Origin of the sequence: Streptomyces sp. CBMA29, from assembly GCF_014596445.1 — a bacterium.
Lineage (GTDB): Bacteria > Actinomycetota > Actinomycetes > Streptomycetales > Streptomycetaceae > Actinacidiphila.
On sequence record NZ_MECL01000215.1, the window covers coordinates 1 to 22,676 of the forward strand.

The window sequence follows — 22,676 nt, forward strand, 5'->3', positions numbered from 1 at the left end:
GATCGCCGCGCGCCCGGTGACGCGCAGCACGACGCCGCCCGCGACCCCCACCAGCAGGCCGGGGATCAGCGCGATCCCGGCGGAGAGCCGGAACCACGGGCGCAGCACCGCGGCCCGCCGTACCGGCTGGGCCAGCAGCCAGCCCACGGTCGGGCCCGGCACGACGACCGGGCCGCGCCACAGCGCGTCGCGCGCCGCGAAGAGCGCGAGGGCGACGGTCAGGGTCGTGAACAGCGCGGGCAGCCCGCGCTGGAGGTCCCGGCCGACCCCGCTGTAGTCCGCGCCGTTCTCCAGCTCCCGCAGGAAGTGCACGGCCAGCCCGCTGCCGTACCCGATGCCGCCGAGCAGCACGGAGTAGAGCAGTACGGCCAGGTCCCGCCCCTGTTCCCTGCGGTGCGCGCGGCGCTTGCGCTTCAGCCAGGCCAGCGTCTCGGCCGTCCGGTCGTCGTCCTCCTCGCTCCAGACCTCGTCGGAATCGGAATCGGAGTCGGAGTCGCTGACGTCGGACGCGAAGCCGGCGTCCTCGCCGTCGTCCGCCGGGTCCCGGCCGTCCGCCTGCGGCGGGATCGACGCGGCCGTCACGGGCGCAGCCCCAGCTCGCGCAGGACCGTGCCGGGCGCGCCGGAGGCGATCACGCGGCCGTCCTCCAGGGCGATCATGCGGTCGGCGACGGCCTCGGCGAGGTCGGGCTGGTGGGTGGCGAGCAGTACGGCGACGCCGTCGGCCTTCTCCGCGACGAGGAGTTCGGCCAGGCGGCGCCGGGCGTCGGGGTCCAGGCGCTGCTCGGGCTCGTCGAGGACGAGCAGGTCGCGGGGGCGGACGAGGGCGGCGGCCAGCAGCAGGGACTGCATCTGGCCGGAGGAGAGCGAGCCCGGCAGGGCGTCGGCGTGGTCCGACAGCCGCCGGTCGGCCAGCACCTGGTCGATCCAGGCGGCGGCGTCGTCCACGGCGTGCGCGACGGTGACCAGCTCCAGGTGCTCGCGGACGGTCAGGTCCGGGTAGCAGGCGACGGTGTCGCCGACGACCGCGACCCTGGCGCGGACCTCGGGGTCGTCCTCGCTCATGGTGCGGCCCGCGAACAGCGCCTCTCCCGAGGTGGGCGCGTCCCGGCCGCTGGCGATCCGCAGCAGGGTGGACTTGCCGGAGCCGTTGTGGCCGAACAGGGCCGTGCAGCGGCCCGGCGCCAGGTTCAGGTCGAGCGGCAGCAGCGCCTTGCGTTCCCCGTAGGTCCTGCTCACCTTCCGCAGTCGCAGGAGCGCGCCCGCACCCTTGGTCGCCTTCATGCGGGGCCTCCGTGCCGAGGTGGGTGGATACGTCGTGACCTTAGTACGACGAGTACGGCGGCCCGGCCGCCGGTCGGCACGGCGCTGCCGCATTGGTATAGACCTATAGCGGGTCATCCGGATAGCATGCGAGCGCAATCGCACCACCTCCGCACGATCCCTGACTGTCTGTCAGGGAATCACCCTGTTCAAGGAGTTGGAACGTGAGACAACGCATCGGTCTGCTCGCCGCCGCCGCGGTGGCGGTCCTGGTCCCGCTCGGCGCCGCCACCTCCGCCAGCGCCGCGGGCGAATTCCACGTGTCGGGCGTCTACTACACCCAGGAACAGTGCCAGGCGGCGGGCGCCGCGGGCATCGCGCTGTGGGGGCCGAACTACTTCTGCTCGGCGGGCAACGGGTTCGTGTACCTCTACACCCACTGACTCCACTGACTCCCCACTGAGTCCCCACTGACCCTGTGGGCCCCACCGGCATCGCCGGGCCGGGGGCGGGCCCCGGCCCGTCCCCGGACGTCGTCGGGATGACACCCAAAAGCCTTCCGGCCGCCTTCTGTTCACGACAGAATCACTCCTTGTGACGACGACGGATGCCGCGCAGGCCGAGCAGGGGAGCGGCAGCGGAGCCTGGGCGCTGGTGCGTGGCCTGCTGACCTGCGCCCTGTACGGCGCCGCGCTGGCGGCGATCGTGGTCGGCGCCACCATCGGGAAGCCCGGACTGTGGATCGGCGGTATCGGGGCGTTCCTGCTCGTCTCGGCGGTCTCCCTCGTCCTGGGCGTGCGACGGCAGGCGCGCAAGCCGGTCGTGGGGCGGCGCAAGGCGCTGGCCATGATCGAGAGCAGGCGCGCCACCAGCGGGGAGTACGCGGACGTACCGGTCGACTTCGAGCTGACCGTGGCCCCCGACGACCGGCCCGCCTACCGGGCGAAGGCCCGCCAGTCGATCAATCTGGTCGACATCCCGGACTACCCGGTGCGCGGTGTCGTGGTGGTCGAGTACCGGCCGGACAGACCGTGGGACGTCAAGCTCGTCACCACGCCGGACGCGCGATGGTCCCGCCGCGCGGCCGACGCGTCGCTGGACTCCGCGCCCGAGTCCACGCTGATCAAGGACCCGGACAAGGGGTCGGCCTGCTGTTTCGTCGGTGTGCTGGGCGTGCTCATCGGCGCCGCGGTCGTCGTCCTGCTCTTCCGCGGCGACCTCTTCACGGACGACCCGGCGAAGCCCTCCCCGTCTCCGGCGGGCCCCGGTGCTTCCAGCGGTTCCAGCGGCTCCAGCGGTACGAGCACGACCGTCTCGCAGAGCGTGACCACGGCCGACGTCAGCACCTCGATCCTCACCGACGGGCAGTTGCGCGCCACGTCCGACGCGCTGCTCAAGGCCGGAGTGTCCACCGCCGTCAGCGTCGGCGTCACCGACCGCCGTATGACGGCCCGCGGTACCAAGCCGGACGAGTGGGCCCCAGGTCAACTGCCCGTGGTGCTCGGCGACCTGCCGTACGAGCGGATGCCGGCACTGGTCGAGAGGGCCAGGACCGGGCTCGGGGTCACGGGCGCGGGCGACGGCTCCTGGAAGATCGACATCGCTCGAGACGCGAAGACCGGGGCCGTGGTGATCCGGGTGTCCGTCACCGGCGGCAACGGCAGCGCGAGCCTGGAAGCGGACGGAACGGGACGTATCATCAGGACCCACCCGCGCTGAGCCCGGCGGAAAGCCGCGCCGGGGGCCGCCGTTGGACGCCCGCGCGAGCCCAGGTTTGGCGGCCGATGGCGGAGGGGTAAGCTCTCCGGCCCGATTGGCCACGGCCATGCCCCATATGGCACACTGTCCAAGTTGCTCGGTCGAGCGCCGATGCTGCGCGCCTCCCGTCGGGAGGACCGGAAGCGAGTCCCACAGTACTCGTCGCCTTAACTGCCCCTCGGGGCAGCGCTGGGGCGGACGTACGGGAATCTTCCGGGAAGCGTGAGCGCGGTTCCGGTCAGGCATCCGGTGGGTGTTATCTCCCACGCAACCCCCTGAAGAGGGATTTCCGCATGCGGAAATTCGCGGAAGGGGCGCGACACGCCCGACCGCGTGGGTCGGCGAAGCGGATGTCAGAGCGTAAACAGAGACAAGGACTACGGAGTAGCCATGGCGGGACAGAAGATCCGCATCCGGCTCAAGGCCTACGACCACGAGGTCATCGACTCCTCGGCGAAGAAGATCGTCGAGACGGTGACGCGTACTGGTGCGCAGGTCGCGGGCCCGGTGCCGCTGCCCACTGAGAAGAACGTGTACTGCGTCATCAAGTCGCCGCACAAGTACAAGGACTCGCGCGAGCACTTCGAGATGCGCACGCACAAGCGCCTGATCGACATCCTCGACCCGACGCCCAAGACCGTTGACTCGTTGATGCGCCTGGACCTTCCGGCCGGCGTCGACATCGAGATCAAGCTCTGAGAGGCACGGAGAAGATGACCAAGCAGATCAAGGGCATCCTGGGCGAGAAGCTCGGCATGACCCAGGTCTGGGACGAGAACAACCGTGTCGTCCCAGTGACTGTCGTCAAGGCCGGTCCGAACGTTGTGACCCAGGTCCGTACGAACGACGCCGACGGTTACGAGTCGGTTCAGCTCGCCTTCGGCGAGATCGACCCGCGCAAGGTGAACAAGCCCCTCAAGGGCCACTTCGCGAAGGCCGACGTCACCCCCCGCCGCCACCTGGTGGAGCTGCGCACCGCGGACGCCGCGGAGTACACGCTCGGCCAGGAGATCACCGCCGAGGTGTTCGAGGCAGGCGTCAAGGTCGACGTGACCGGCAAGAGCAAGGGCAAGGGCTTCGCCGGTGTCATGAAGCGTCACAACTTCAAGGGCCTCGGCGCCGGGCACGGCGTGCAGCGCAAGCACCGCTCGCCGGGCTCCATCGGTGGCTGCGCCACCCCCGGCCGTGTCTTCAAGGGCATGCGCATGGCGGGTCGCATGGGCAACGAGCGGGTCACCACCCAGAACCTGACCGTCCACGCCGTTGACGCGGAGAAGGGACTGCTGCTCATCAAGGGCGCTATCCCCGGTCCGAACGGCGGCCTCGTCCTGGTCCGCACCGCGGCCAAGGGGGCCTGAAGGCTATGAGCACCATCAACGTCCTGTCGCCGTCGGGCGACACCGCCGGGACCGTAGAACTCCCGGCCGAGATCTTCGACGCCAAGGTCAGCATCCCGCTGATCCACCAGGTCGTCGTCGCGCAGCTTGCCGCCGCCCGTCAGGGCACGCACAAGGTCAAGCGTCGTGGCGAGGTCCGCGGTGGTGGCCGCAAGCCGTACCGCCAGAAGGGCACCGGCCGCGCCCGTCAGGGCTCGACCCGCGCCCCGCAGTTCGTGGGCGGTGGCGTCGTACACGGCCCCCAGCCGCGTGACTACTCGCAGCGCACCCCGAAGAAGATGGTCAAGGCCGCCCTCCGCGGTGCCCTGACCGACCGTGCGCGGCACAACCGCATCCACGTCGTCTCCGGCGTCATCGAGGGCTCCGCCCCGTCGACGAAGGCCGCCAAGAGCCTGCTCGGCAAGATCAGCGAGCGCAAGAACGTGCTCCTGGTCATCGAGCGCGCCGACGAGGCCGCGTGGCTTTCCGCCCGCAACCTGCCCCAGGTGCACATCCTGGACGCAGGCCAGCTCAACACGTACGACGTGCTCGTCTCCGACGACGTGGTCTTCACCAAGGACGCCTTCGAGCGCTTTGTGGCTGGACCTGTCGCATCTGGCAAGGCTGTTGCCTCCGAGGATGAGCTCGAAGGGAGCGAAGCCTGATGAGCGACGACACGACCACCACCGGACCCGTGATCACCAGCAAGACGTACACGGACCCCCGTGACCTCTTGATCAAGCCGGTGGTCTCGGAGAAGAGCTACGCGCTTCTCGACGAGAACAAGTACACGTTCGTCGTCGACCCGCGCGCGAACAAGACCCAGATCAAGCAGGCCGTCGAGGCGGTCTTCTCGGTCAAGGTCACCGGGGTCAACACGATCAACCGGCAGGGCAAGCGCAAGCGCACCCGCACCGGTTTCGGCAAGCGCGCCAACACCAAGCGCGCCATCGTGACCCTTGCCGAGGGCGACCGAATCGACATCTTCGGCGGCCCGGTCTCCTAACGGAGGCCGGATCGTGTCGAAGTCCTGAATTCATCCGAGGACTGAGAAATGGGTATCCGCAAGTACAAGCCGACGACTCCGGGCCGTCGTGGCTCCAGCGTCGCCGACTTTGTCGAGATCACGCGGTCCACGCCGGAGAAGTCGCTGGTCCGCCCGCTGCACAGCAAGGGCGGCCGTAACAACGCCGGTCGTGTGACCGTCCGCCACCAAGGCGGTGGCCACAAGCGCGCCTACCGTGTCATCGACTTCCGTCGCCATGACAAGGACGGCGTGCCCGCCAAGGTCGCGCACATCGAGTACGACCCCAACCGCACCGCGCGCATCGCGCTGCTGCACTACGCGGACGGCGAGAAGCGCTACATCCTCGCCCCCGCGAAGCTCCAGCAGGGTGACCGGATCGAGAACGGCCCCAACGCCGACATCAAGCCGGGCAACAACCTGCCGCTGCGCAACATCCCGGTGGGTACGACGATCCACGCGATCGAGCTGCGGCCCGGTGGCGGCGCGAAGATCTCCCGCTCCGCGGGCGCTTCCGTCCAGCTACTGGCGAAGGAAGGCACCATGGCCACCCTTCGCATGCCGTCCGGTGAAGTCCGCATGGTCGACGTCCGCTGCCGCGCCACGATCGGCGAGGTCGGCAACGCCGAGCAGTCGAACATCAACTGGGGCAAGGCCGGCCGCATGCGCTGGAAGGGCGTCCGCCCGACCGTCCGCGGTGTCGCCATGAACCCGGTGGACCACCCGCACGGTGGTGGTGAGGGCAAGACCTCCGGTGGTCGCCACCCGGTCTCCCCGTGGGGTCAGAAGGAAGGTCGTACGCGCTCGCCGAAGAAGGCATCGAGCAAGTACATCGTCCGCCGCCGCAAGTCGAACAAGAAGCGCTAGGAGCGGGTTTAGATGCCGCGCAGTCTCAAGAAGGGGCCCTTCGTCGACGACCACCTGATCAAGAAGGTGGACGTACAGAACGAGGCAGGCTCCAAGAACGTCATCAAGACCTGGTCCCGCCGCTCGATGATCATCCCGGCGATGCTGGGTCACACGATCGCGGTGCACGACGGCCGTAAGCACGTCCCGGTGTTCGTCACTGAGTCGATGGTCGGCCACAAGCTCGGCGAGTTCGCACCGACCCGCACCTTCCGCGGGCACGAGAAGGACGACCGCAAGTCGCGGCGTCGCTGAGCGGGCTGAACCGTGACGACGAAGACAGACACTGAAGGGACAACCATGGAAGCCAGGGCCCAGGCGCGGTACATCCGCGTCACGCCCATGAAGGCCCGCCGCGTGGTGGACCTCATCCGTGGCATGGACGCCACGGAGGCTCAGGCGGTCCTGCGTTTCACCCCGCAGGCCGCGAGCGTGCCGGTCGGCAAGGTGCTGGACAGCGCCATTGCCAACGCCGCGCACAACTACGACCACACCGACGCCGAGTCGCTGTTCATCAGTGAGGCGTACGTGGACGAGGGTCCGACCCTCAAGCGGTTCCGGCCGCGCGCCCAGGGCCGCGCCTACCGCATCCGCAAGCGGACCAGCCACATCACCGTGGTCGTCGCCAGCAAGGGAGAGACCCGGTAATGGGCCAGAAGGTAAACCCGTACGGGTTCCGCCTCGGCATCACCACGGACTTCAAGTCCCGCTGGTACGCCGACAAGCTGTACAAGGACTACGTCAAGGAAGACGTGGCCATCCGCAAGATGATGACGCAGGGCATGGAGCGCGCCGGTATCTCCAAGGTGGAGATCGAGCGCACCCGTGACCGCGTCCGCGTCGACATCCACACCGCCCGGCCGGGCATCGTCATCGGCCGTCGCGGCGCGGAGGCCGACCGCATCCGCGGTGACCTGGAGAAGCTGACCGGCAAGCAGGTCCAGCTCAACATCCTTGAGGTCAAGAACCCGGAGATGGACGCTCAGCTGGTGGCCCAGGCCGTCGCCGAGCAGCTCTCCTCGCGCGTCTCCTTCCGCCGTGCCATGCGCAAGAGCATGCAGGGCACCATGAAGGCCGGCGCCAAGGGCATCAAGATCCAGTGCGGTGGCCGCCTCGGCGGCGCCGAGATGTCCCGCTCCGAGTTCTACCGCGAGGGCCGTGTCCCGCTGCACACCCTGCGCGCCAACGTGGACTACGGCTTCTTCGAGGCCAAGACCACCTTCGGCCGTATCGGTGTCAAGGTGTGGATCTACAAGGGCGACGTCAAGAACATCGCCGAGGTCCGTGCCGACAACGCCGCGGCCCGTGCGGGCAACCGCCCGGCGCGTGGTGGCGGCAACGAGCGTCCGCAGCGCCGCGGTGGCGAGCGCGGTGGCCGCGGTGGCGGTGGCGGTGGCGGTCGTCGTCCTCAGACCGATGGAGCGGCGGCCCCCAAGGCCGACACTCCTGCCGTCGAGGCCCCGGCAGCAGCCGCGGAGACCCCCGGAACGGAAGGCTAAGTACCATGCTGATCCCCCGTAGGGTCAAGCACCGCAAGCAGCACCACCCCGGGCGCGACGGAATGGCCAAGGGCGGCACGGAGCTGGCGTTCGGCGAGTACGGCCTCCAGGCCGTCACGCCCGCCTACGTGACCAACCGGCAGATCGAGTCCGCTCGTATCTCCATCACCCGTCACATCAAGCGCGGCGGCAAGGTCTGGATCAACATCTACCCGGACCGCCCGCTGACCAAGAAGCCCGCCGAGACCCGCATGGGTTCCGGTAAGGGTTCTCCCGAGTGGTGGATCGCGAACGTCAAGCCCGGTCGGGTGATGTTCGAGCTGTCATTCCCGAACGAGAAGGTTGCTCGTGAGGCGCTGACCCGCGCCGCGCACAAGCTTCCGATGAAGTGCCGCATCGTGCGGCGCGAGGCAGGTGAGTCGTGATGGCGGCGGGTACCAAGGCTTCCGAGCTGCGCCAGCTTGGCGACGAGGAGCTCGTCGGCAAGCTGCGCGAGGCGAAGGAGGAGCTGTTCAACCTCCGCTTCCAAGGGGCCACCGGGCAGCTTGAGAACAACAGCCGGCTCAAGGTGGTCCGCAAGGACATCGCCCGGATCTACACGTTGATGCACGAGCGTGAGCTGGGCATCGAGACGGTGGAGACGGTGGAGAGCGCCTGATGAGCGAGAAGAATGTGACTGAGACGACCGACGAGCAGCGCGGCTTCCGCAAGACCCGCGAGGGCCTTGTGGTCAGCGACAAGATGGACAAGACCGTAGTGGTCGCCGTCGAGGACCGTGTGAAGCACGCCCTGTACGGCAAGGTCATCCGCCGCACCAACAAGCTCAAGGCGCACGACGAGCAGAACGCCGCGGGCATCGGCGACCGGGTCCTCCTCATGGAGACCCGGCCGACCTCCGCGACCAAGCGGTGGCGCGTCGTCGAGATCCTCGAGAAGGCCAAGTAGTCCAGAGCGACCAGAAATCCCTGAGGGCACTCCCTCAGGACCGTTCCGTCAGGCTCGGCGGTGGCCCGCTCCCCGTGAGTGGGCCCCGCCGGGAACCGACGCGACAAACAGGAGATAGACGTGATCCAGCAGGAGTCGCGACTTCGTGTCGCCGACAACACTGGTGCCAAGGAGATCCTTTGCATCCGTGTTCTCGGTGGCTCGGGTCGCCGCTACGCGGGAATCGGTGACGTCATCGTCGCCACCGTCAAGGACGCGATCCCCGGTGGCAACGTGAAGAAGGGCGAGGTCGTCAAGGCGGTCATCGTCCGGACCGTCAAGGAGCGCCGTCGCGCCGACGGCTCGTACATCCGGTTCGACGAGAACGCCGCCGTCATCCTCAAGAACGACGGCGACCCCCGCGGCACCCGTATCTTCGGCCCCGTAGGCCGTGAGCTGCGCGAGAAGAAGTTCATGAAGATCGTCTCGCTCGCGCCGGAGGTGCTGTAACCGATGAAGATCAAGAAGGGCGACCTGGTCCAGGTCATCACCGGTAAGGACAAGGGCAAGCAGGGCAAGGTCATCGTTGCCTACCCCGCGCTCGACCGTGTCCTCGTCGAGGGTGTCAACCGGGTCAAGAAGCACACCAAGGCCGGCCAGACCGACCGCGGTTCGAAGACCGGCGGCATCATCACCACCGAGGCGCCCATCCACGTCAGCAACGTGCAGCTCGTTGTGGAGAAGGACGGCAACAAGGTCGTGACCCGCGTCGGCTACCGGTTCGACGACGAGGGCAACAAGATCCGCGTTGCCAAGCGGACCGGTGAGGACATCTGATGACTGACACCGCTACGACGCACGCACAGCCGCGTCTCAAGACGCGTTACCGCGAGGAGATCGCGGGCAAGCTGCGCGACGAGTTCTCGTACGAGAACGTCATGCAGATTCCCGGTCTCACCAAGATCGTGGTCAACATGGGTGTGGGCGACGCCGCCCGCGACTCCAAGCTGATCGAGGGCGCCATCCGCGACCTCGCCACGATCACCGGCCAGAAGCCGCAGGTCACCAAGGCCCGGAAGTCCATCGCGCAGTTCAAGCTGCGTGAGGGTCAGCCGATCGGCGCCCACGTCACCCTGCGCGGTGACCGCATGTGGGAGTTCCTGGACCGCCTGCTGTCGCTCGCGCTCCCGCGTATCCGCGACTTCCGCGGCCTGTCGCCGAAGCAGTTCGACGGCCGGGGCAACTACACCTTCGGTCTCACGGAGCAGGTCATGTTCCACGAGATCGACCAGGACAAGATCGACCGCGTCCGGGGTATGGACATCACCGTGGTCACCACGGCGACCAACGACGATGAGGGCCGCGCCCTCCTTCGTCACCTCGGCTTCCCGTTCAAGGAGGCGTGAGCCGTGGCGAAGAAGGCTCTCATTGCCAAGGCCGCTCGTAAGCCGAAGTTCGCTGTGCGCGCGTACAACCGCTGCCAGCGCTGCGGCCGGCCGCACTCCGTCTACCGCAAGTTCGGCCTGTGCCGCGTGTGCCTTCGTGAGATGGCCCACCGTGGCGAGCTGCCGGGCGTGACCAAGAGCTCCTGGTAGATCCCCGCAAGGGATCACCAGGAACTCTCGGTAAGCATCTGGACGGTCGGGGGCCCAACCTTTTTCCCGTAAGGTAGAAGGGTTGGGCGTCCGCCGCCCGATTCGACTTACTACGCCGTAGGTCCCCGTACCGCACCCGTCCCGACGTGTCCGCCACCGCGCGGAGCACCTCTCGGGGAGAGGGATGGCACAGATAGGAAACCCCGGCGAGAGAGGCCCAGGGCCAACTCATGACCATGACCGACCCCATCGCGGACATGCTGACCCGTCTGCGTAACGCGAACTCGGCGTACCACGACGACGTCGAGATGCCGTTCAGCAAGATCAAGTCGCACATCGCGGAGATCCTCCAGCAGGAGGGTTACATCACCGGCTGGAAGGTCGAGGACGCCGAAGTCGGCAAGAACCTCGTCCTCGAGCTCAAGTTCGGTCCGGAGCGGCAGCGCTCCATCGCCGGGATCAAGCGGATCAGCAAGCCTGGTCTGCGGGTCTACGCGAAGTCCACCAACCTGCCGAAGGTGCTCGGCGGCCTGGGCGTGGCGATCATCTCCACGTCCCACGGGCTGCTCACCGGCCAGCAGGCGCAGAAGAAGGGCGTGGGTGGGGAAGTCCTCGCCTACGTCTGGTAACCGGGAAAGCGAGGTATAGCAATGTCGCGCATCGGCAAGCTGCCCATCTCGGTTCCCGCCGGAGTGGACGTCACCATCGACGGCCGCACGGTCGCTGTGAAGGGCCCCAAGGGTTCCCTCTCGCACACCGTCGCCGCGCCGATCGAGATCGCCAAGGGCGAGGACGGCACTCTGCTGGTCACCCGCCCCAACGACGAGCGTGTCTCGAAGGCCCTGCACGGCCTGTCCCGCACGCTGGTGGCGAACATGATCACCGGCGTGACCGCGGGCTACAGCAAGCAGCTCGAAATCAGCGGTGTCGGCTACCGCGTCCAGGCGAAGGGCTCCAACCTGGAGTTCGCCCTGGGCTACAGCCACCCGATTCTCGTCGAGGCCCCCGAGGGGATCTCCTTCAAGGTCGAGAACCCGACGAAGTTCTCCGTCGAGGGCATCGACAAGCAGAAGGTCGGCGAGGTGGCCGCCAACATCCGCAAGCTGCGGAAGCCCGACCCGTACAAGGCCAAGGGCGTCAAGTACGCCGGCGAGGTCATCCGCCGCAAGGTCGGAAAGGCTGGTAAGTAGCCATGGCATACGGTGTGAAGATCGCCAAGGGCAAGGCGTACAAGGGTGCGGCACTCAAGCGTCGCCACATCCGCGTCCGCAAGCGGGTCTCGGGCACGGAGGCGCGTCCGCGCCTGGTCGTGACCCGTTCCAACCGTGGCATCGTGGCGCAGGTCATCGACGATCTCGCGGGCCACACGCTCGCGTCCGCGTCGACCCTCGACGCGTCCATCCGCGGCGGCGAAGGCGACAAGAGCGCCAAGGCGAAGCAGGTCGGCCAGCTCGTGGCCGAGCGTGCGAAGGCCAAGGGCGTCGAGGCTGTCGTGTTCGACCGTGGCGGCAACCAGTACGCGGGGCGCATCGCCGCCCTGGCGGACGCCGCCCGTGAAGCCGGTCTGAAGTTCTGACCGGTTCCGTCACCAGCGGAAACGCTAAAAGGATCGAGAGGTAATTCCAATGGCTGGACCCCAGCGCCGCGGAAGCGGTGCCGGTGGCGGCGAGCGACGGGACCGTAAGGACCGGCGGGACGGCGGCCAGCAGGCCGAGAAGACCGCCTATGTCGAGCGTGTCGTCGCGATCAATCGCGTCGCCAAGGTTGTGAAGGGTGGTCGTCGCTTCAGCTTCACCGCGCTGGTCGTGGTGGGCGACGGTGACGGCACCGTGGGTGTCGGTTACGGCAAGGCCAAGGAGGTGCCGGCCGCCATCGCCAAGGGTGTTGAGGAGGCCAAGAAGCACTTCTTCAAGGTCCCCCGTATCCAGGGCACCATCCCGCACCCGATCCAGGGCGAGAAGGCCGCGGGCGTCGTCCTGCTCAAGCCTGCTTCCCCCGGTACCGGTGTGATCGCCGGTGGCCCGGTGCGCGCCGTCCTGGAGTGCGCCGGTATCCACGACGTGCTGTCCAAGAGCCTCGGCTCGGACAACGCGATCAACATCGTGCACGCGACGGTGGCCGCGCTCCAGGGGCTTCAGCGCCCCGAGGAGATCGCCGCCCGCCGCGGTCTGCCGATCGAGGACGTCGCGCCCGCCGCCCTGCTGCGTGCGCGTGCCGGGGTGGGTGCGTAATGGCTCGCCTCAAGGTCACCCAGACCAAGTCCTACATCGGCAGCAAGCAGAACCACCGTGACACCCTGCGTTCGCTCGGTCTCAAGCGGATGCACGACGTGGTGGTCAAGGAGGACCGGCCGGAGATCCGCGGCATGGTCCAGACCGTCCGCCACCTCGTCACGGTCGAGGAGGTCGACTGATCATGGGTAACGAGAACCCGATCAAGATCCACAACCTCCGTCCGGCCCCCGGCGCCAAGACCGCCAAGACCCGTGTGGGTCGTGGTGAGGCGTCCAAGGGCAAGACGGCCGGTCGTGGCACCAAGGGCACCAAGGCCCGCTACCAGGTTCCGGAGCGCTTCGAGGGCGGGCAGATGCCCCTCCACATGCGTCTCCCGAAGCTCAAGGGCTTCAAGAACCCGTTCCGCACCGAGTACCAGGTCGTCAACCTGGACAAGCTCGAGACCCTCTACCCCGAGGGTGGCGAGGTCACGGTGGCCGATCTGGTCGCCAAGGGCGCGGTACGCAAGAACCAGCTCGTCAAGGTGCTCGGCACCGGCGAGGTGACCGTGGCGCTCCAGGTGACCGTGGACGCGGTTTCCGGGTCCGCCCAGCAGAAGATCACCGCTGCCGGCGGTACCGTGACCGAACTCATCTGAGTCAGATGTCACACGACGACCGGGGATGCCCAGCACCTAGGGGCATCCCCGGTCGTTGTTTCCTTGTATTTCCTTGGCCGATTGGTCATTCCTAGGGAGCCCGCCTCGCGGGTAGGGTGACGTCGGTTGTTACTGTTCGCAGAGCCTGTGCGCTTTCGCGGGTGGTACAGCCGTACGGCCAAGCGTTGTCAGCCCGTATCAGTCAGTACCTCATCAGACCGTCCTTCCGCCGCGCGCGGGGGGTGCAGGAGGCACCGTGCTCACCGCGTTCGCACGGGCGTTCAGGACGCCCGACCTGCGGAAGAAGCTGCTGTTCACGTTGGGCATCGTGGTGATCTATCGCCTCGGTGCGCATGTTCCGGTGCCGGGGATCGACTACTCGGTGGTCAACCAGTGCATCAAGGACACGAAGAGCAGCAACAGCCTCTTCGGCCTGGTGAACATGTTCAGCGGCGGCGCTCTTCTCCAGCTCACGATCTTCGCGCTCGGGATCATGCCGTACATCACGGCGAGCATCATCCTGCAGCTCCTCACGGTGGTGATCCCACGCCTGGAGGCCCTCAAGAAGGAGGGCCAGGCGGGCACCACCAAGATCACGCAGTACACCCGGTACCTGACCGTCGCGCTCGCGGTCCTCCAGGGCACCGGCCTCGTCGCCACCGCCCGCTCCGGCAGCCTGTTCTCCAGTTGCCAGAACAAGTTCGACATCGTGCCGAACCAGTCGATCTTCACCACCGTGACCATGGTGACCACCATGACCGCGGGCACCGTGATGATCATGTGGCTCGGCGAGCTGATCACCGACAAGGGCATCGGCAACGGCATGTCGATCCTGATGTTCGTCGCCATCGCCGCCGGATTCCCCGGCTCGCTGTGGGCGATCAAGGTCTCCGGCAAGATCGCCGGCGGCTGGGTGGAGTTCCTCGCGGTGATCGCCGTCGGCCTCGCGATGGTCGGCCTGGTGGTCTTCGTCGAACAGGCCCAGCGCCGTATTCCGGTGCAGTACGCGAAGCGCATGATCGGCCGCCGCTCGTACGGTGGCACCTCCACGTACATCCCCCTGAAGGTCAATCAGGCGGGTGTGATCCCGGTCATCTTCGCGTCGTCGCTGCTCTACATCCCGGCGCTGATCGTGCAGTTCTCCGGGTCGACCGCGGGCTGGGCCCAGTGGATCAGCCGCAACATGACCAAGGGCGACCACCCGATCTACATGGCCGCCTACTTCCTGCTGATCGTGTTCTTCGCCTTCTTCTACGTCGCTATCTCGTTTAACCCCGAGGAAGTGGCGGATAATATGAAGAAGTACGGTGGCTTCATCCCCGGCATCCGGGCCGGCCGCCCCACCGCGGAGTACCTGAGTTACGTGCTGAATCGCATCACGTGGCCGGGATCGCTGTATCTGGGTCTCATCGCTCTCGTGCCAACGGTCGCCATCGCGGTCTTCAACGGGAGCAACGGCAGCTTCCCGCTGGGCGGCACCAGCATCCTGATCATCGTGGGTGTCGGTCTGGAGACGGTGAAGCAGATCGAGAGCCAGCTCCAGCAGCGTAACTACGAAGGGTTCCTCCGCTGATGCGAATCGTCCTGGTCGGTCCCCCCGGCGCGGGCAAGGGGACGCAGGCCGCGTTCCTCGCCAAGAACCTGTCGATCCCGCACATCTCCACGGGCGACCTGTTCCGCGCCAACATCAGTCAAGGGACCGACCTGGGCAAGCAGGCGAAGGCGTTCATGGACGCCGGTGACCTGGTACCTGACGAGATCACCATCGGCATGGCCGAGGACCGCCTGGAGCAGGCGGACGCCGTGGAGGGCTTCCTGCTCGACGGCTTTCCGCGCAACGAGTTCCAGGCCCGCGCGCTGGACGCGTACATGGCCGGGCACGGGATCGCGCTCGACGGTGTGCTCGACCTTGAAGTCCCCGAGGACGAGGTCGTCAAGCGGATCGCCGGCCGCCGGGTGTGCCGCAACAACAGCGCGCACGTCTTCCACGTCCAGTACAGCAAGCCCGCGACCGAGGGCGTCTGCGACGTCTGCGGCGGCGAGCTGTACCAGCGCAGCGACGACGGGGAGGACAAGGTCCGCAACCGGATCGAGGTCTACCACCGCGAGACCGAGCCGATCATCGACTACTACAAGCAGCAGGACCTTGTGGTGACGATCTCGGCGCTCGGCCCGGTGGCCGAGGTCACGCAGCGCGCGATGGACGCGCTGCGCGCGGGCGAGCGGCGATAGCACGGCCGCCGCCCCCTTCTGCACGGCATACGGCCGTGGTGCCCCGACGGGCACCACGGCCGTATGGTTGAACGGACCCGAAAACGTACAAGGAAGGCGCCAGCCGTCATGGTGGAGATCAAGACCCCCGAGCAGATCGCCAAGATGCGCGAGGCCGGGCTGGTCGTGGCGGCGATCCACCGGGCGACGCGCGCCGCGGCGGTGCCCGGCGCCACCACCAAGGACCTGGACGAGGTCGCCGCGAAGGTGATCGCGGACCACGGCGCCAAGCCGAACTTCCTCGGGTACGGCGGCTTCCCCGGCAACATCTGCACGTCGGTCAACGACGTGGTGGTGCACGGCATCCCGGACCGCGAGACGGTGCTCAAGGACGGCGACATGATCGCCATCGACGCCGGTGCCATCGTGGACGGCTGGCACGGCGACGCGGCCTTCACGTGCTTCGTGGGCGGCGGGCACGCGCCGGAGCTGATCGAGCTGAGCCGGGTCACCGAGGAGTCCATGTGGGCGGGCATCGCCGCCTTCCGCAAGGGCCACCGCCTTGAGGACATCTCCAAGGCGATCGAGGGCTACATCCGCCGCCAGCCGCGGCCCGCCTCCGGCAAGTACGGCATCGTCGAGGACTACGGCGGCCACGGCATCGGCACCCAGATGCACATGGACCCGCACCTGCTGAATTACGTGACCAAGAAGCGCGGGCGCGGCATCAAGCTGATCCCCGGTGTCTGCCTCGCCATCGAGCCGATGGTGACCCTCGGCACCCCCCGCACCCACGTCCTCCCCGACGAGTGGACGGTCAAGTCCGACGACGGCTCCTGGTCCTCCCACTGGGAGCACTCCATCGCCCTCACCGAGGACGGCCCCCTCGTCCTGACCGCCGAGGACTGCGGCAAGGCGAAGCTGGCCGAGTACGGCATCACGACCGCCCCGGATCCTCTCGCATGATGATCCACCGGTCTGACGTTCCCCTGCTTAAGGATCTTCGAGGCAGGGCATACATCCCTGATTCGTCTTTCCGGGTGGCGTGACGTAGACTGACACGTCGGCTCTCGCGTGTCCTTTGGCATGTCTGGGGCCGATCAAGGTAGCCGATCCCGAAAGCAGGACATGGCCAAAAAGCAAGGCGCCATCGAAATCGAGGGCACCGTGATCGAGTCTCTGCCGAACGCGATGTTCAAGGTGGAGCTGCAGAACGGTCACAAGGTCCTCGCGCACATCAGCGGCAAGATGCGGATGCACTACATCCGTATCCTCCCGGATGACCGGGTCGTCGTGGAGCTCTCTCCGTACGACCTGACGCGCGGACGGATCGTCTACCGATACAAGTAGCAACGAGTAGATCTCAAGACCCGGAGAACCTCACCTCATGAAGGTCAAGCCGAGCGTCAAGAAGATCTGCGACAAGTGCAAGGTGATCCGCCGTCACGGCCGGGTCATGGTCATCTGCGACAACCTGCGCCACAAGCAGCGCCAGGGCTGACGCACGCCGACCTACCTGCATCCGCAGAACTTCGCGCGACGCACACACGTACATACGCAGTGTCCGTCTCCTGCTTCAAGGGGACGACACCTCCGGCGGAGGCCGGGGACCTGGTCGTACCACCGCTCGGCACACGAGCGGTCGGCGGTCAGGAGCCGGCACTGCGGAAGACCTCCGAAACCATCAGGAGCCAAGAAAATGGCACGCCTTTCAGGCGTTGACCTCCCGCGTGAGAAGCGCGTGGAGATCGCCCTCACCTACGTCTTCGGCATCGGGCGCTCCCGCTCCCAGCAGGTGCTGAAGGAGACCGGTGTGAACCCCGACATCCGCGTCCGCGACCTGGCCGAGGAAGACCTCGTCAAGCTGCGCGAGTACGTCGATGCCAACTTCAAGACCGAGGGTGACCTCCGTCGCGAGGTGCAGGCCGACATCCGCCGCAAGGTGGAGATCGGCTGCTACCAGGGTCTGCGCCACCGTCGTGGCCTGCCGGTCCACGGTCAGCGCACTCACACCAACGCCCGTACCCGCAAGGGTCCGCGTCGCGCCATCGCCGGTAAGAAGAAGCCGGGCAAGAAGTAGTCCTCAGCGGACGCTCATCAGCGGTCTTCGCTGTAGGACCGACCACCTCCACCGGGAGAAGTTGACACATGCCTCCTAAGGGCCGTCAGGGCGCAGCCAAGAAGGTGCGCCGCAAGGAAAAGAAGAACGTCGCTCACGGGCACGCCCACATCAAGAGCACGTTCAACAACACGATCGTCTCGATCACCGACCCCGCGGGCAACGTGATCTCCTGGGCCTCCGCCGGCCACGTCGGCTTCAAGGGCTCGCGCAAGTCCACCCCCTTCGCCGCGCAGATGGCCGCCGAGTCGGCCGCCCGCCGCGCGCAGGAGCACGGCATGCGCAAGGTGGACGTCTTCGTGAAGGGTCCCGGCTCCGGCCGCGAGACCGCGATCCGCTCGCTCCAGGCCACCGGCCTTGAGGTCGGTTCGATCCAGGACGTCACCCCGACCCCGCACAACGGCTGCCGCCCGCCCAAGCGCCGCCGCGTCTGACAAGCTGATACAGGAGACACGAGACAATGGCGCGTTACACCGGGGCCGACTGCAAGCGTTGCCGTCGGGAGAAGCAGAAGCTCTTCCTCAAGGGGAGCAAGTGCGAGAGCGCGAAGTGCCCGATCGAGATCCGTCCTTACCCCCCGGGTGAGCACGGACGCGGGCGCACCAAGGACAGCGAGTACCTTCTCCAGCTTCGCGAGAAGCAGAAGTGCGCGCGCATCTACGGTGTTCTCGAGAAGCAGTTCGTGAACTACTACAAGGAAGCGAACCAGAAGTCCGGCAAGACCGGTGAGAACCTTCTGCGCATCCTTGAGACCCGCCTCGACAACGTGGTGTACCGGGCAGGCTTCGCCAAGTCCCGCGACCACGCGCGGCAGCTCGTCCGTCACGGACACATCACCGTCAACGGCCGCAAGACCGACATCCCGTCGGCCCGCGTGGCCGTGAGCGACATCGTCGAGGTCCGCGAGCGGTCCCGCAACCTGACCCCGTTCGCGGTGGCCCAGGGCGAGGCCGGCGACAAGACGGTGCCCGCGTGGCTCGAAGCCAACGCAGGCAACCTGCGGATCCTCGTGCACAGCCTGCCCGAGCGCCAGGTGATCGACACCCAGGTGCAGGAGCAGCTCATCGTCGAGCTGTACTCGAAGTAAGCACTTACTGAGTAAGCACTTACTTCGGCGTACGGACCGAGGCGATGCCGGGCGGTACGACGGGCAACCGTCGTACCGCCCGTATCCTCGTAGTACAGGGGGCGTCAAATAGCGGGCGCCCACGAATGAAGGACCGACACTCATGCTGATCGCTCAGCGTCCCTCGTTGACCGAAGAGGTCGTCGACGAATTCCGCTCCCGGTTCGTGATCGAGCCGCTGGAGCCGGGCTTCGGCTACACCCTCGGCAACTCCCTCCGCCGTACGCTCCTCTCCTCGATCCCCGGTGCCGCTGTCACCAGCATCCGGGTCGACGGTGTCCTGCACGAGTTCACCACCGTGCCGGGCGTCAAGGAGGACGTGACCGACGTCATCCTCAACATCAAGCAGCTCGTCGTCTCCTCGGAGCACGACGAGCCGGTCGTGATGTACCTGCGCAAGCAGGGCCCGGGTGTCGTCACCGCCGCCGACATCGCGCCCCCGGCCGGTGTCGAGGTGCACAACCCCGACCTGGTCCTGGCGACGCTGAACGCCAAGGGCAAGCTGGAGATGGAGCTGACCGTCGAGCGCGGTCGCGGCTACGTCTCCGCGGTGCAGAACAAGCAGCAGGGCCAGGAGATCGGCCGTATCCCGGTCGACTCCATCTACAGCCCGGTGCTCAAGGTCACCTACAAGGTCGAGGCGACCCGTGTCGAGCAGCGCACCGACTTCGACAAGCTGATCGTCGACGTCGAGACCAAGCAGGCCATGCGCCCCCGTGACGCCATGGCGTCCGCGGGCAAGACCCTGGTCGAGCTGTTCGGCCTGGCCCGCGAGCTGAACGTCGACGCCGAGGGCATCGACATGGGCCCGTCCCCCACGGACGCCGCCCTGGCCGCTGACCTGGCGCTGCCGATCGAGGAGCTGGAACTCACCGTCCGCTCCTACAACTGCCTCAAGCGCGAGGGCATCCACTCCGTGGGTGAGCTCGTGGCACGCTCCGAGGCCGACCTGCTCGACATCCGCAACTTCGGTGCGAAGTCGATCGACGAGGTCAAGGCGAAGCTGGCCGGCATGGGCCTGGCCCTCAAGGACAGCCCGCCCGGATTCGACCCCACCGCCGCCGCCGACGCCTTCGGCGCCGACGACGACGTGGACGCCGGTTTCGTGGAGACCGAGCAGTACTGATCCCCTCCGGCGGGCAGCGGAGTCGCTCCGCGGATCGCCCGGTGTTTTCCGGCCCCTCCGGGGGCCGGGTGCGCCCCGCACAGGGGCGCGAGGAACTGCGCGAGCGGCCACGACGGCCCCATGGGCCGTCACCGGCCACGAGGCACTGTCGCTGTCGTGGCCGGGCCACCGGCGGGTGGCCCGGCCGAGCGCGCCGTTCCGCCGCGAGCGCCCTCTTGGGGGCGCCGTTTTCCGGGGTGACCCGGAGAGCTATCCGAACCGGCGACCGCCGGCTCGGCACTGACATCGGTACCTCGTACGGCCGGTGCAGCGGAGAAGGAGTAAGACCATGCCTCAGCCCGCGAAGGGTGCCCGCCTCGGCGGCGGCGCCGCGCACGAGAAGCTGCTGCTCGCGAACCTCGCGAAGTCGCTGTTCGAGCACGGCAGGATCAAGACCACCGAGGCCAAGGCGCGCCGTCTGCGTCCGGTCGCGGAGCGGCTGATCACCAAGGCGAAGAAGGGCGACATGCACAACCGTCGCCAGGTGCTGCAGACGATCACGGACAAGAGCATCGTCCACACGCTCTTCACCGAGATCGCGCCGCGGTACGAGAACCGCCCGGGTGGCTACACCCGGATCACCAAGGTCGGCAACCGCCGCGGCGACAACGCGCCGATGGCCGTCATCGAGCTGGTCGAGGCGCTGACCGTGGCGCAGGCCGCCACGGGCGAGGCCGAGGCCGCCACCAAGCGTTCCGCCAAGGACCGTGCCGGTGACGAGGCTCTGGCCGACCTCAAGAAGGACTCCGAGCCGGCGGACGCCACGCCCGAGACCGCGGACGACGCGGTCGAGGACGCCGCTCCGGCCGACGAGGAGCCCAAGGAGTCCAAGGACGCCTGAGCGTTCACAAGACCCCGCGTGAGCGACGGACGGGCCCGCATCCCTCTTTTCCGAGGGGTGCGGGCCCGTTCCGCTGAGAGCCCCGAATCCCCCTGTTCCGCTGAGAGGAATGCGCGCGTGAGCGACGAGGTGGCGCCCGGCGCCGTACGGGTGCGGCTGGATCTGGCCTACGACGGTACGGACTTCTCCGGGTGGGCCAAGCAGCGCACCCGGCGGACCGTGCAGGGGGAGCTGGAGGCGGCGATCCCGACGGTGCTGCGGATGGCGGGGCCGGTGGAGCTGACCGTCGCGGGGCGCACCGACGCCGGGGTGCACGCGCGCGGGCAGGTGGCGCACGTGGACCTGCCCGCGGACCTGTGGGCGGCCGAGGGCGGCAACCTGCGCCGGCGGCTGGCCGGACGGCTGCCGTGGGACGTACGCGTCTGGGACGTCTCGGCGGCACCCGCCGGGTTCAACGCGCGGTTCTCGGCGGTGTGGCGGCGGTACGCCTACCGCGTCGGCGACCACCCCGGCGGTGTGGACCCGCTGCTGCGCGGCCACGTGCTGTGGCACGACCGTCCGGTGGACGTCGACCGGATGAACGCGGCGGCCGGACTCCTCCTCGGCGAGCACGACTTCGCGGCGTACTGCAAGAAGCGCGAGGGCGCCACGACCATCCGCACCCTGCTCGACCTGCGCTGGGAGCGTACGGCCGACGGTCTCGCGGTCGCCACGGTGCGCGCCGACGCCTTCTGCCACAACATGGTGCGCGCGCTGATCGGCGCGATGATCCTGGTCGGCGACGGCCACCGCCCGGTCGGCTTCCCCGGCGAGGTCCTGGCCGGCCGCGAGCGCCACTCCGCCGTCAAGGTCCTGCGCCCCCACGGCCTGACCCTGGAAGAGGTCGGCTACCCGGCGGACGACGCGATGGGGGCGAGGGCGGCGGAGGCGCGGAACATGAGGTCGCTGCCGTGCGCCCCCGGCGTGACCGCTCCCGCCGCTCCCGCCGCTCCCGCCGCTCCCGCCGGTCCCGCCGCTCCCGCCGGTCCCACCGGTCCCGCCGCTACGGCCGGTCCCGCTGCTACGGGCGCTACGGCGTAGCGGCGCTCGCCGCGTCGCGGCCACGCTGGATGACGCGCTGGAAGGCGAAGTCGGAGGCGTCGTTGGCGGCCTGTCTGGCGGTGGTGTCGGTCGTGGTGAGGGTCTTGCCGGTCTTGAAGCCGGAGATGGTGAAGTAGGCGTAGCGGCCGACGGCGTTGGACGTCATCTGGCAGGCGACGGCGTGGCAGAAGTCCTTGATGCCGCCGCCGTTGAGCGGGCCGAGGTAGTGGGCGGTCTTCTGCACCTTCGCCGCGTGGGCGGTGTCGTCGAAGACGGCGATGCCGACGGTGACGGCCACGCCGCCGCGTACGTAGGTGGCGCGGATCAGCTTGCGGCAGCCGTTGGCGGTGAGGGCGGCGGCCAGTTCGCTGCGGGCGCCGTCGGCGCACTTGGCGGTGGTGGTGGCGGCGGTCTGGGAGTAGACGTTGCCGCCTATTCGGAACTGCTTGCCGGGGAAGAGGCCGCCCACGGTGATCGGGGCGGTGTCCTTGGCGGCGGTGGAGATGAAGTCCAGCGGGTTGGGCGGCGGCGGGGGAGCGACCGAGGAGAACGAGGGCGCGGGCGGCAGCGGTGACTGCGTCGTGGCGCCGCTGGTGGCCGAGGACGGTCCGGCCACCGGCTCGTCGTCCGAGCCGCCCGACATGACGACGGCGGCGGCGACGCCGCCCGCTATCACCGCGACGGCGACGATCCCGCCGCCGAGCATCATCAGCTTGCGCCGCTTGGCACCGCTGGCGGCCTGCTGCTCGGCGAGCGCGCCCCAGTCGGGTGTCCCGCCCGGGGGCGGCCCGCCCGGCCCGAGCATCCGGTCGGTGAGCCGTACGCGGACGGCGTGCGCGGAGCGTTCGGCAGCGGCGACGGTAGAGCGGGAGCCGAAGCGGAAGCACAGCGACAGCGCCAGGAAGTCCGCGGCGAGCAC

General features: G+C 68.1%; 36 protein-coding genes and 1 pseudogene. 34 read left to right on the top strand and 3 right to left on the bottom strand.

All coding sequences use genetic code 11. From position 1 onward, the window contains the following. Window positions 1-582: pseudogene (locus BGM09_RS28725) on the bottom strand (hypothetical protein); the annotation flags it as partial. Next, window positions 579-1,283, bottom strand: coding sequence for an ABC transporter ATP-binding protein (locus BGM09_RS28730; protein ID WP_188284639.1), 705 nt, complete (start codon window positions 1,281-1,283; stop codon window positions 579-581). The gene BGM09_RS28730 and the pseudogene BGM09_RS28725, both read right to left, overlap by 4 nt. A 203-nt stretch (window positions 1,284-1,486) precedes the next feature. Here BGM09_RS28730 and BGM09_RS28735 point away from each other — a divergent pair, with 203 nt between their 5' ends. The 34 genes from BGM09_RS28735 (at window position 1,487) to truA (ending at window position 21,757) form a co-directional block, all read left to right on the top strand. After that, window positions 1,487-1,705 carry a hypothetical protein gene (locus BGM09_RS28735; RefSeq protein WP_188284640.1) on the top strand — a complete coding sequence of 73 codons (219 nt, stop codon included), beginning with the start codon at window positions 1,487-1,489 and terminating at the stop codon, window positions 1,703-1,705. Between the two features lie 151 nt (window positions 1,706-1,856). Continuing rightward, window positions 1,857-2,981: a hypothetical protein gene (locus tag BGM09_RS28740; RefSeq protein ID WP_317452935.1), complete on the top strand. Its 1,125-nt coding sequence runs from the start codon at window positions 1,857-1,859 to the stop codon at window positions 2,979-2,981. 429 nt (window positions 2,982-3,410) lie between these two features. Next, window positions 3,411-3,719 (top strand): 30S ribosomal protein S10, encoded by a 309-nt coding sequence (gene rpsJ, locus BGM09_RS28745; RefSeq protein ID WP_014144312.1) that lies wholly within the window; start codon window positions 3,411-3,413, stop codon window positions 3,717-3,719. Window positions 3,720-3,733: 14 nt separating this feature from the next. After that, complete coding sequence (gene rplC, locus BGM09_RS28750) at window positions 3,734-4,378, top strand: 50S ribosomal protein L3 (protein WP_188284641.1); 645 nt, start codon at window positions 3,734-3,736, stop codon at window positions 4,376-4,378. Window positions 4,379-4,383: 5 nt separating this feature from the next. Next, window positions 4,384-5,061, top strand: a complete 678-nt coding sequence (gene rplD / locus BGM09_RS28755; RefSeq protein WP_188284642.1) for a 50S ribosomal protein L4 — start codon at window positions 4,384-4,386, stop codon at window positions 5,059-5,061. Next, complete coding sequence (gene rplW / locus BGM09_RS28760; protein WP_188284643.1) at window positions 5,061-5,402, top strand: 50S ribosomal protein L23; 342 nt, start codon at window positions 5,061-5,063, stop codon at window positions 5,400-5,402. The genes rplD and rplW overlap by 1 nt, the downstream gene beginning before the upstream one ends. Before the next feature lie 48 nt (window positions 5,403-5,450). Continuing rightward, on the top strand, window positions 5,451-6,287 hold the full coding sequence (rplB, locus tag BGM09_RS28765) for a 50S ribosomal protein L2 (RefSeq protein WP_188284644.1): 837 nt from the start codon (window positions 5,451-5,453) through the stop codon (window positions 6,285-6,287). A gap of 12 nt (window positions 6,288-6,299) precedes the next feature. Continuing rightward, on the top strand, window positions 6,300-6,581 hold the full coding sequence (gene rpsS / locus BGM09_RS28770; RefSeq protein ID WP_188284645.1) for a 30S ribosomal protein S19: 282 nt from the start codon (window positions 6,300-6,302) through the stop codon (window positions 6,579-6,581). Between the two features lie 45 nt (window positions 6,582-6,626). Further along, complete coding sequence (rplV, locus tag BGM09_RS28775; RefSeq protein WP_188284646.1) at window positions 6,627-6,974, top strand: 50S ribosomal protein L22; 348 nt, start codon at window positions 6,627-6,629, stop codon at window positions 6,972-6,974. Then, window positions 6,974-7,825: a 30S ribosomal protein S3 gene (rpsC, locus tag BGM09_RS28780; protein ID WP_188284647.1), complete on the top strand. Its 852-nt coding sequence runs from the start codon at window positions 6,974-6,976 to the stop codon at window positions 7,823-7,825. The genes rplV and rpsC overlap by 1 nt, the downstream gene beginning before the upstream one ends. Window positions 7,826-7,830: 5 nt before the next feature. Beyond that, entirely contained in the window at window positions 7,831-8,250 is a 420-nt protein-coding gene (rplP, locus tag BGM09_RS28785; RefSeq protein ID WP_188284648.1) for a 50S ribosomal protein L16, read from the top strand. Beyond that, complete coding sequence (gene rpmC / locus BGM09_RS28790; protein ID WP_188284649.1) at window positions 8,250-8,483, top strand: 50S ribosomal protein L29; 234 nt, start codon at window positions 8,250-8,252, stop codon at window positions 8,481-8,483. The genes rplP and rpmC overlap by 1 nt, the downstream gene beginning before the upstream one ends. Next, window positions 8,483-8,770, top strand: a complete 288-nt coding sequence (gene rpsQ / locus BGM09_RS28795) for a 30S ribosomal protein S17 (protein WP_188284650.1) — start codon at window positions 8,483-8,485, stop codon at window positions 8,768-8,770. Before rpmC ends, rpsQ begins: the two co-directional genes overlap by 1 nt. A 120-nt stretch (window positions 8,771-8,890) precedes the next feature. Then, window positions 8,891-9,259, top strand: coding sequence for a 50S ribosomal protein L14 (gene rplN, locus BGM09_RS28800; RefSeq protein ID WP_031524788.1), 369 nt, complete (start codon window positions 8,891-8,893; stop codon window positions 9,257-9,259). A 3-nt stretch (window positions 9,260-9,262) separates the two neighbouring features. Next, on the top strand, window positions 9,263-9,586 hold the full coding sequence (gene rplX, locus BGM09_RS28805) for a 50S ribosomal protein L24 (RefSeq protein WP_188284651.1): 324 nt from the start codon (window positions 9,263-9,265) through the stop codon (window positions 9,584-9,586). Continuing rightward, window positions 9,586-10,155 carry a 50S ribosomal protein L5 gene (gene rplE / locus BGM09_RS28810; RefSeq protein WP_188284652.1) on the top strand — a complete coding sequence of 190 codons (570 nt, stop codon included), beginning with the start codon at window positions 9,586-9,588 and terminating at the stop codon, window positions 10,153-10,155. Before rplX ends, rplE begins: the two co-directional genes overlap by 1 nt. Window positions 10,156-10,158: 3 nt before the next feature. Further along, window positions 10,159-10,344, top strand: a complete 186-nt coding sequence (locus BGM09_RS28815; protein ID WP_030890724.1) for a type Z 30S ribosomal protein S14 — start codon at window positions 10,159-10,161, stop codon at window positions 10,342-10,344. A 230-nt stretch (window positions 10,345-10,574) separates the two neighbouring features. Next, entirely contained in the window at window positions 10,575-10,973 is a 399-nt protein-coding gene (gene rpsH / locus BGM09_RS28820) for a 30S ribosomal protein S8 (RefSeq protein ID WP_188284653.1), read from the top strand. Window positions 10,974-10,994: 21 nt separating this feature from the next. Then, on the top strand, window positions 10,995-11,534 hold the full coding sequence (gene rplF, locus BGM09_RS28825; RefSeq protein ID WP_188284654.1) for a 50S ribosomal protein L6: 540 nt from the start codon (window positions 10,995-10,997) through the stop codon (window positions 11,532-11,534). Window positions 11,535-11,536: 2 nt separating this feature from the next. Next, window positions 11,537-11,920: a 50S ribosomal protein L18 gene (gene rplR / locus BGM09_RS28830; RefSeq protein ID WP_188284655.1), complete on the top strand. Its 384-nt coding sequence runs from the start codon at window positions 11,537-11,539 to the stop codon at window positions 11,918-11,920. A gap of 49 nt (window positions 11,921-11,969) precedes the next feature. Continuing rightward, window positions 11,970-12,575, top strand: coding sequence for a 30S ribosomal protein S5 (gene rpsE / locus BGM09_RS28835; protein WP_093713222.1), 606 nt, complete (start codon window positions 11,970-11,972; stop codon window positions 12,573-12,575). Beyond that, entirely contained in the window at window positions 12,575-12,757 is a 183-nt protein-coding gene (gene rpmD / locus BGM09_RS28840; protein ID WP_136721816.1) for a 50S ribosomal protein L30, read from the top strand. The genes rpsE and rpmD overlap by 1 nt, the downstream gene beginning before the upstream one ends. 2 nt (window positions 12,758-12,759) lie before the next feature. Continuing rightward, window positions 12,760-13,215 (top strand): 50S ribosomal protein L15, encoded by a 456-nt coding sequence (gene rplO / locus BGM09_RS28845; protein WP_188284656.1) that lies wholly within the window; start codon window positions 12,760-12,762, stop codon window positions 13,213-13,215. 256 nt (window positions 13,216-13,471) lie between these two features. Continuing rightward, on the top strand, window positions 13,472-14,788 hold the full coding sequence (gene secY / locus BGM09_RS28850) for a preprotein translocase subunit SecY (RefSeq protein WP_093713225.1): 1,317 nt from the start codon (window positions 13,472-13,474) through the stop codon (window positions 14,786-14,788). Further along, complete coding sequence (locus BGM09_RS28855; RefSeq protein WP_188284657.1) at window positions 14,788-15,447, top strand: adenylate kinase; 660 nt, start codon at window positions 14,788-14,790, stop codon at window positions 15,445-15,447. Before secY ends, BGM09_RS28855 begins: the two co-directional genes overlap by 1 nt. Before the next feature lie 108 nt (window positions 15,448-15,555). Next, on the top strand, window positions 15,556-16,392 hold the full coding sequence (gene map / locus BGM09_RS28860; RefSeq protein WP_188284658.1) for a type I methionyl aminopeptidase: 837 nt from the start codon (window positions 15,556-15,558) through the stop codon (window positions 16,390-16,392). Window positions 16,393-16,554: 162 nt separating this feature from the next. Further along, complete coding sequence (infA, locus tag BGM09_RS28865; protein WP_003956442.1) at window positions 16,555-16,776, top strand: translation initiation factor IF-1; 222 nt, start codon at window positions 16,555-16,557, stop codon at window positions 16,774-16,776. Between the two features lie 37 nt (window positions 16,777-16,813). Next, complete coding sequence (rpmJ, locus tag BGM09_RS28870; protein ID WP_003956441.1) at window positions 16,814-16,927, top strand: 50S ribosomal protein L36; 114 nt, start codon at window positions 16,814-16,816, stop codon at window positions 16,925-16,927. Between the two features lie 198 nt (window positions 16,928-17,125). After that, window positions 17,126-17,506 carry a 30S ribosomal protein S13 gene (gene rpsM / locus BGM09_RS28875; protein ID WP_188284659.1) on the top strand — a complete coding sequence of 127 codons (381 nt, stop codon included), beginning with the start codon at window positions 17,126-17,128 and terminating at the stop codon, window positions 17,504-17,506. A 68-nt stretch (window positions 17,507-17,574) separates the two neighbouring features. Next, window positions 17,575-17,979 carry a 30S ribosomal protein S11 gene (gene rpsK / locus BGM09_RS28880; RefSeq protein ID WP_006376016.1) on the top strand — a complete coding sequence of 135 codons (405 nt, stop codon included), beginning with the start codon at window positions 17,575-17,577 and terminating at the stop codon, window positions 17,977-17,979. Between the two features lie 26 nt (window positions 17,980-18,005). Continuing rightward, entirely contained in the window at window positions 18,006-18,632 is a 627-nt protein-coding gene (gene rpsD / locus BGM09_RS28885) for a 30S ribosomal protein S4 (protein WP_188284660.1), read from the top strand. A gap of 142 nt (window positions 18,633-18,774) precedes the next feature. Next, a complete protein-coding gene (locus BGM09_RS28890) occupies window positions 18,775-19,797 on the top strand; it encodes a DNA-directed RNA polymerase subunit alpha (protein ID WP_033177813.1) in 1,023 nt (340 codons plus the stop codon). A 328-nt stretch (window positions 19,798-20,125) separates the two neighbouring features. Then, a complete protein-coding gene (gene rplQ, locus BGM09_RS28895; RefSeq protein WP_188284661.1) occupies window positions 20,126-20,677 on the top strand; it encodes a 50S ribosomal protein L17 in 552 nt (183 codons plus the stop codon). 117 nt (window positions 20,678-20,794) lie between these two features. Then, complete coding sequence (truA, locus tag BGM09_RS28900; protein WP_188284662.1) at window positions 20,795-21,757, top strand: tRNA pseudouridine(38-40) synthase TruA; 963 nt, start codon at window positions 20,795-20,797, stop codon at window positions 21,755-21,757. Here the strand turns inward: truA and BGM09_RS28905 are convergent. Further along, window positions 21,747-22,676, bottom strand: a 930-nt coding sequence (locus BGM09_RS28905) for a hypothetical protein (RefSeq protein WP_317452936.1), incomplete at its 5' end; no start/stop codon positions are given. The genes truA and BGM09_RS28905 overlap by 11 nt on opposite strands.

Bases quoted from the DNA above. Each gene is read 5' to 3' on its own strand.
- BGM09_RS28730 (WP_188284639.1), bottom strand. From the start codon at position 1,283: ATGAAGGCGACCAAGGGTGCGGGCGCGCTCCTGCGACTGCGGAAGGTG.
- rpsJ (WP_014144312.1), top strand. From the start codon at position 3,411: ATGGCGGGACAGAAGATCCGCATCCGGCTCAAGGCCTACGACCACGAG.
- rplC (WP_188284641.1), top strand. From the start codon at position 3,734: ATGACCAAGCAGATCAAGGGCATCCTGGGCGAGAAGCTCGGCATGACC.
- rplD (WP_188284642.1), top strand. From the start codon at position 4,384: ATGAGCACCATCAACGTCCTGTCGCCGTCGGGCGACACCGCCGGGACC.
- rplW (WP_188284643.1), top strand. From the start codon at position 5,061: ATGAGCGACGACACGACCACCACCGGACCCGTGATCACCAGCAAGACG.
- rplB (WP_188284644.1), top strand. From the start codon at position 5,451: ATGGGTATCCGCAAGTACAAGCCGACGACTCCGGGCCGTCGTGGCTCC.
- rpsS (WP_188284645.1), top strand. From the start codon at position 6,300: ATGCCGCGCAGTCTCAAGAAGGGGCCCTTCGTCGACGACCACCTGATC.
- rplV (WP_188284646.1), top strand. From the start codon at position 6,627: ATGGAAGCCAGGGCCCAGGCGCGGTACATCCGCGTCACGCCCATGAAG.
- rpsC (WP_188284647.1), top strand. From the start codon at position 6,974: ATGGGCCAGAAGGTAAACCCGTACGGGTTCCGCCTCGGCATCACCACG.
- rplP (WP_188284648.1), top strand. From the start codon at position 7,831: ATGCTGATCCCCCGTAGGGTCAAGCACCGCAAGCAGCACCACCCCGGG.
- rpmC (WP_188284649.1), top strand. From the start codon at position 8,250: ATGGCGGCGGGTACCAAGGCTTCCGAGCTGCGCCAGCTTGGCGACGAG.
- rpsQ (WP_188284650.1), top strand. From the start codon at position 8,483: ATGAGCGAGAAGAATGTGACTGAGACGACCGACGAGCAGCGCGGCTTC.
- rplX (WP_188284651.1), top strand. From the start codon at position 9,263: ATGAAGATCAAGAAGGGCGACCTGGTCCAGGTCATCACCGGTAAGGAC.
- rplE (WP_188284652.1), top strand. From the start codon at position 9,586: ATGACTGACACCGCTACGACGCACGCACAGCCGCGTCTCAAGACGCGT.
- rpsH (WP_188284653.1), top strand. From the start codon at position 10,575: ATGACCATGACCGACCCCATCGCGGACATGCTGACCCGTCTGCGTAAC.
- rplF (WP_188284654.1), top strand. From the start codon at position 10,995: ATGTCGCGCATCGGCAAGCTGCCCATCTCGGTTCCCGCCGGAGTGGAC.
- rplR (WP_188284655.1), top strand. From the start codon at position 11,537: ATGGCATACGGTGTGAAGATCGCCAAGGGCAAGGCGTACAAGGGTGCG.
- rpsE (WP_093713222.1), top strand. From the start codon at position 11,970: ATGGCTGGACCCCAGCGCCGCGGAAGCGGTGCCGGTGGCGGCGAGCGA.
- rpmD (WP_136721816.1), top strand. From the start codon at position 12,575: ATGGCTCGCCTCAAGGTCACCCAGACCAAGTCCTACATCGGCAGCAAG.
- rplO (WP_188284656.1), top strand. From the start codon at position 12,760: ATGGGTAACGAGAACCCGATCAAGATCCACAACCTCCGTCCGGCCCCC.
- BGM09_RS28855 (WP_188284657.1), top strand. From the start codon at position 14,788: ATGCGAATCGTCCTGGTCGGTCCCCCCGGCGCGGGCAAGGGGACGCAG.
- map (WP_188284658.1), top strand. From the start codon at position 15,556: ATGGTGGAGATCAAGACCCCCGAGCAGATCGCCAAGATGCGCGAGGCC.
- infA (WP_003956442.1), top strand. From the start codon at position 16,555: ATGGCCAAAAAGCAAGGCGCCATCGAAATCGAGGGCACCGTGATCGAG.
- rpmJ (WP_003956441.1), top strand. From the start codon at position 16,814: ATGAAGGTCAAGCCGAGCGTCAAGAAGATCTGCGACAAGTGCAAGGTG.
- rpsM (WP_188284659.1), top strand. From the start codon at position 17,126: ATGGCACGCCTTTCAGGCGTTGACCTCCCGCGTGAGAAGCGCGTGGAG.
- rpsK (WP_006376016.1), top strand. From the start codon at position 17,575: ATGCCTCCTAAGGGCCGTCAGGGCGCAGCCAAGAAGGTGCGCCGCAAG.
- rpsD (WP_188284660.1), top strand. From the start codon at position 18,006: ATGGCGCGTTACACCGGGGCCGACTGCAAGCGTTGCCGTCGGGAGAAG.
- BGM09_RS28890 (WP_033177813.1), top strand. From the start codon at position 18,775: ATGCTGATCGCTCAGCGTCCCTCGTTGACCGAAGAGGTCGTCGACGAA.
- rplQ (WP_188284661.1), top strand. From the start codon at position 20,126: ATGCCTCAGCCCGCGAAGGGTGCCCGCCTCGGCGGCGGCGCCGCGCAC.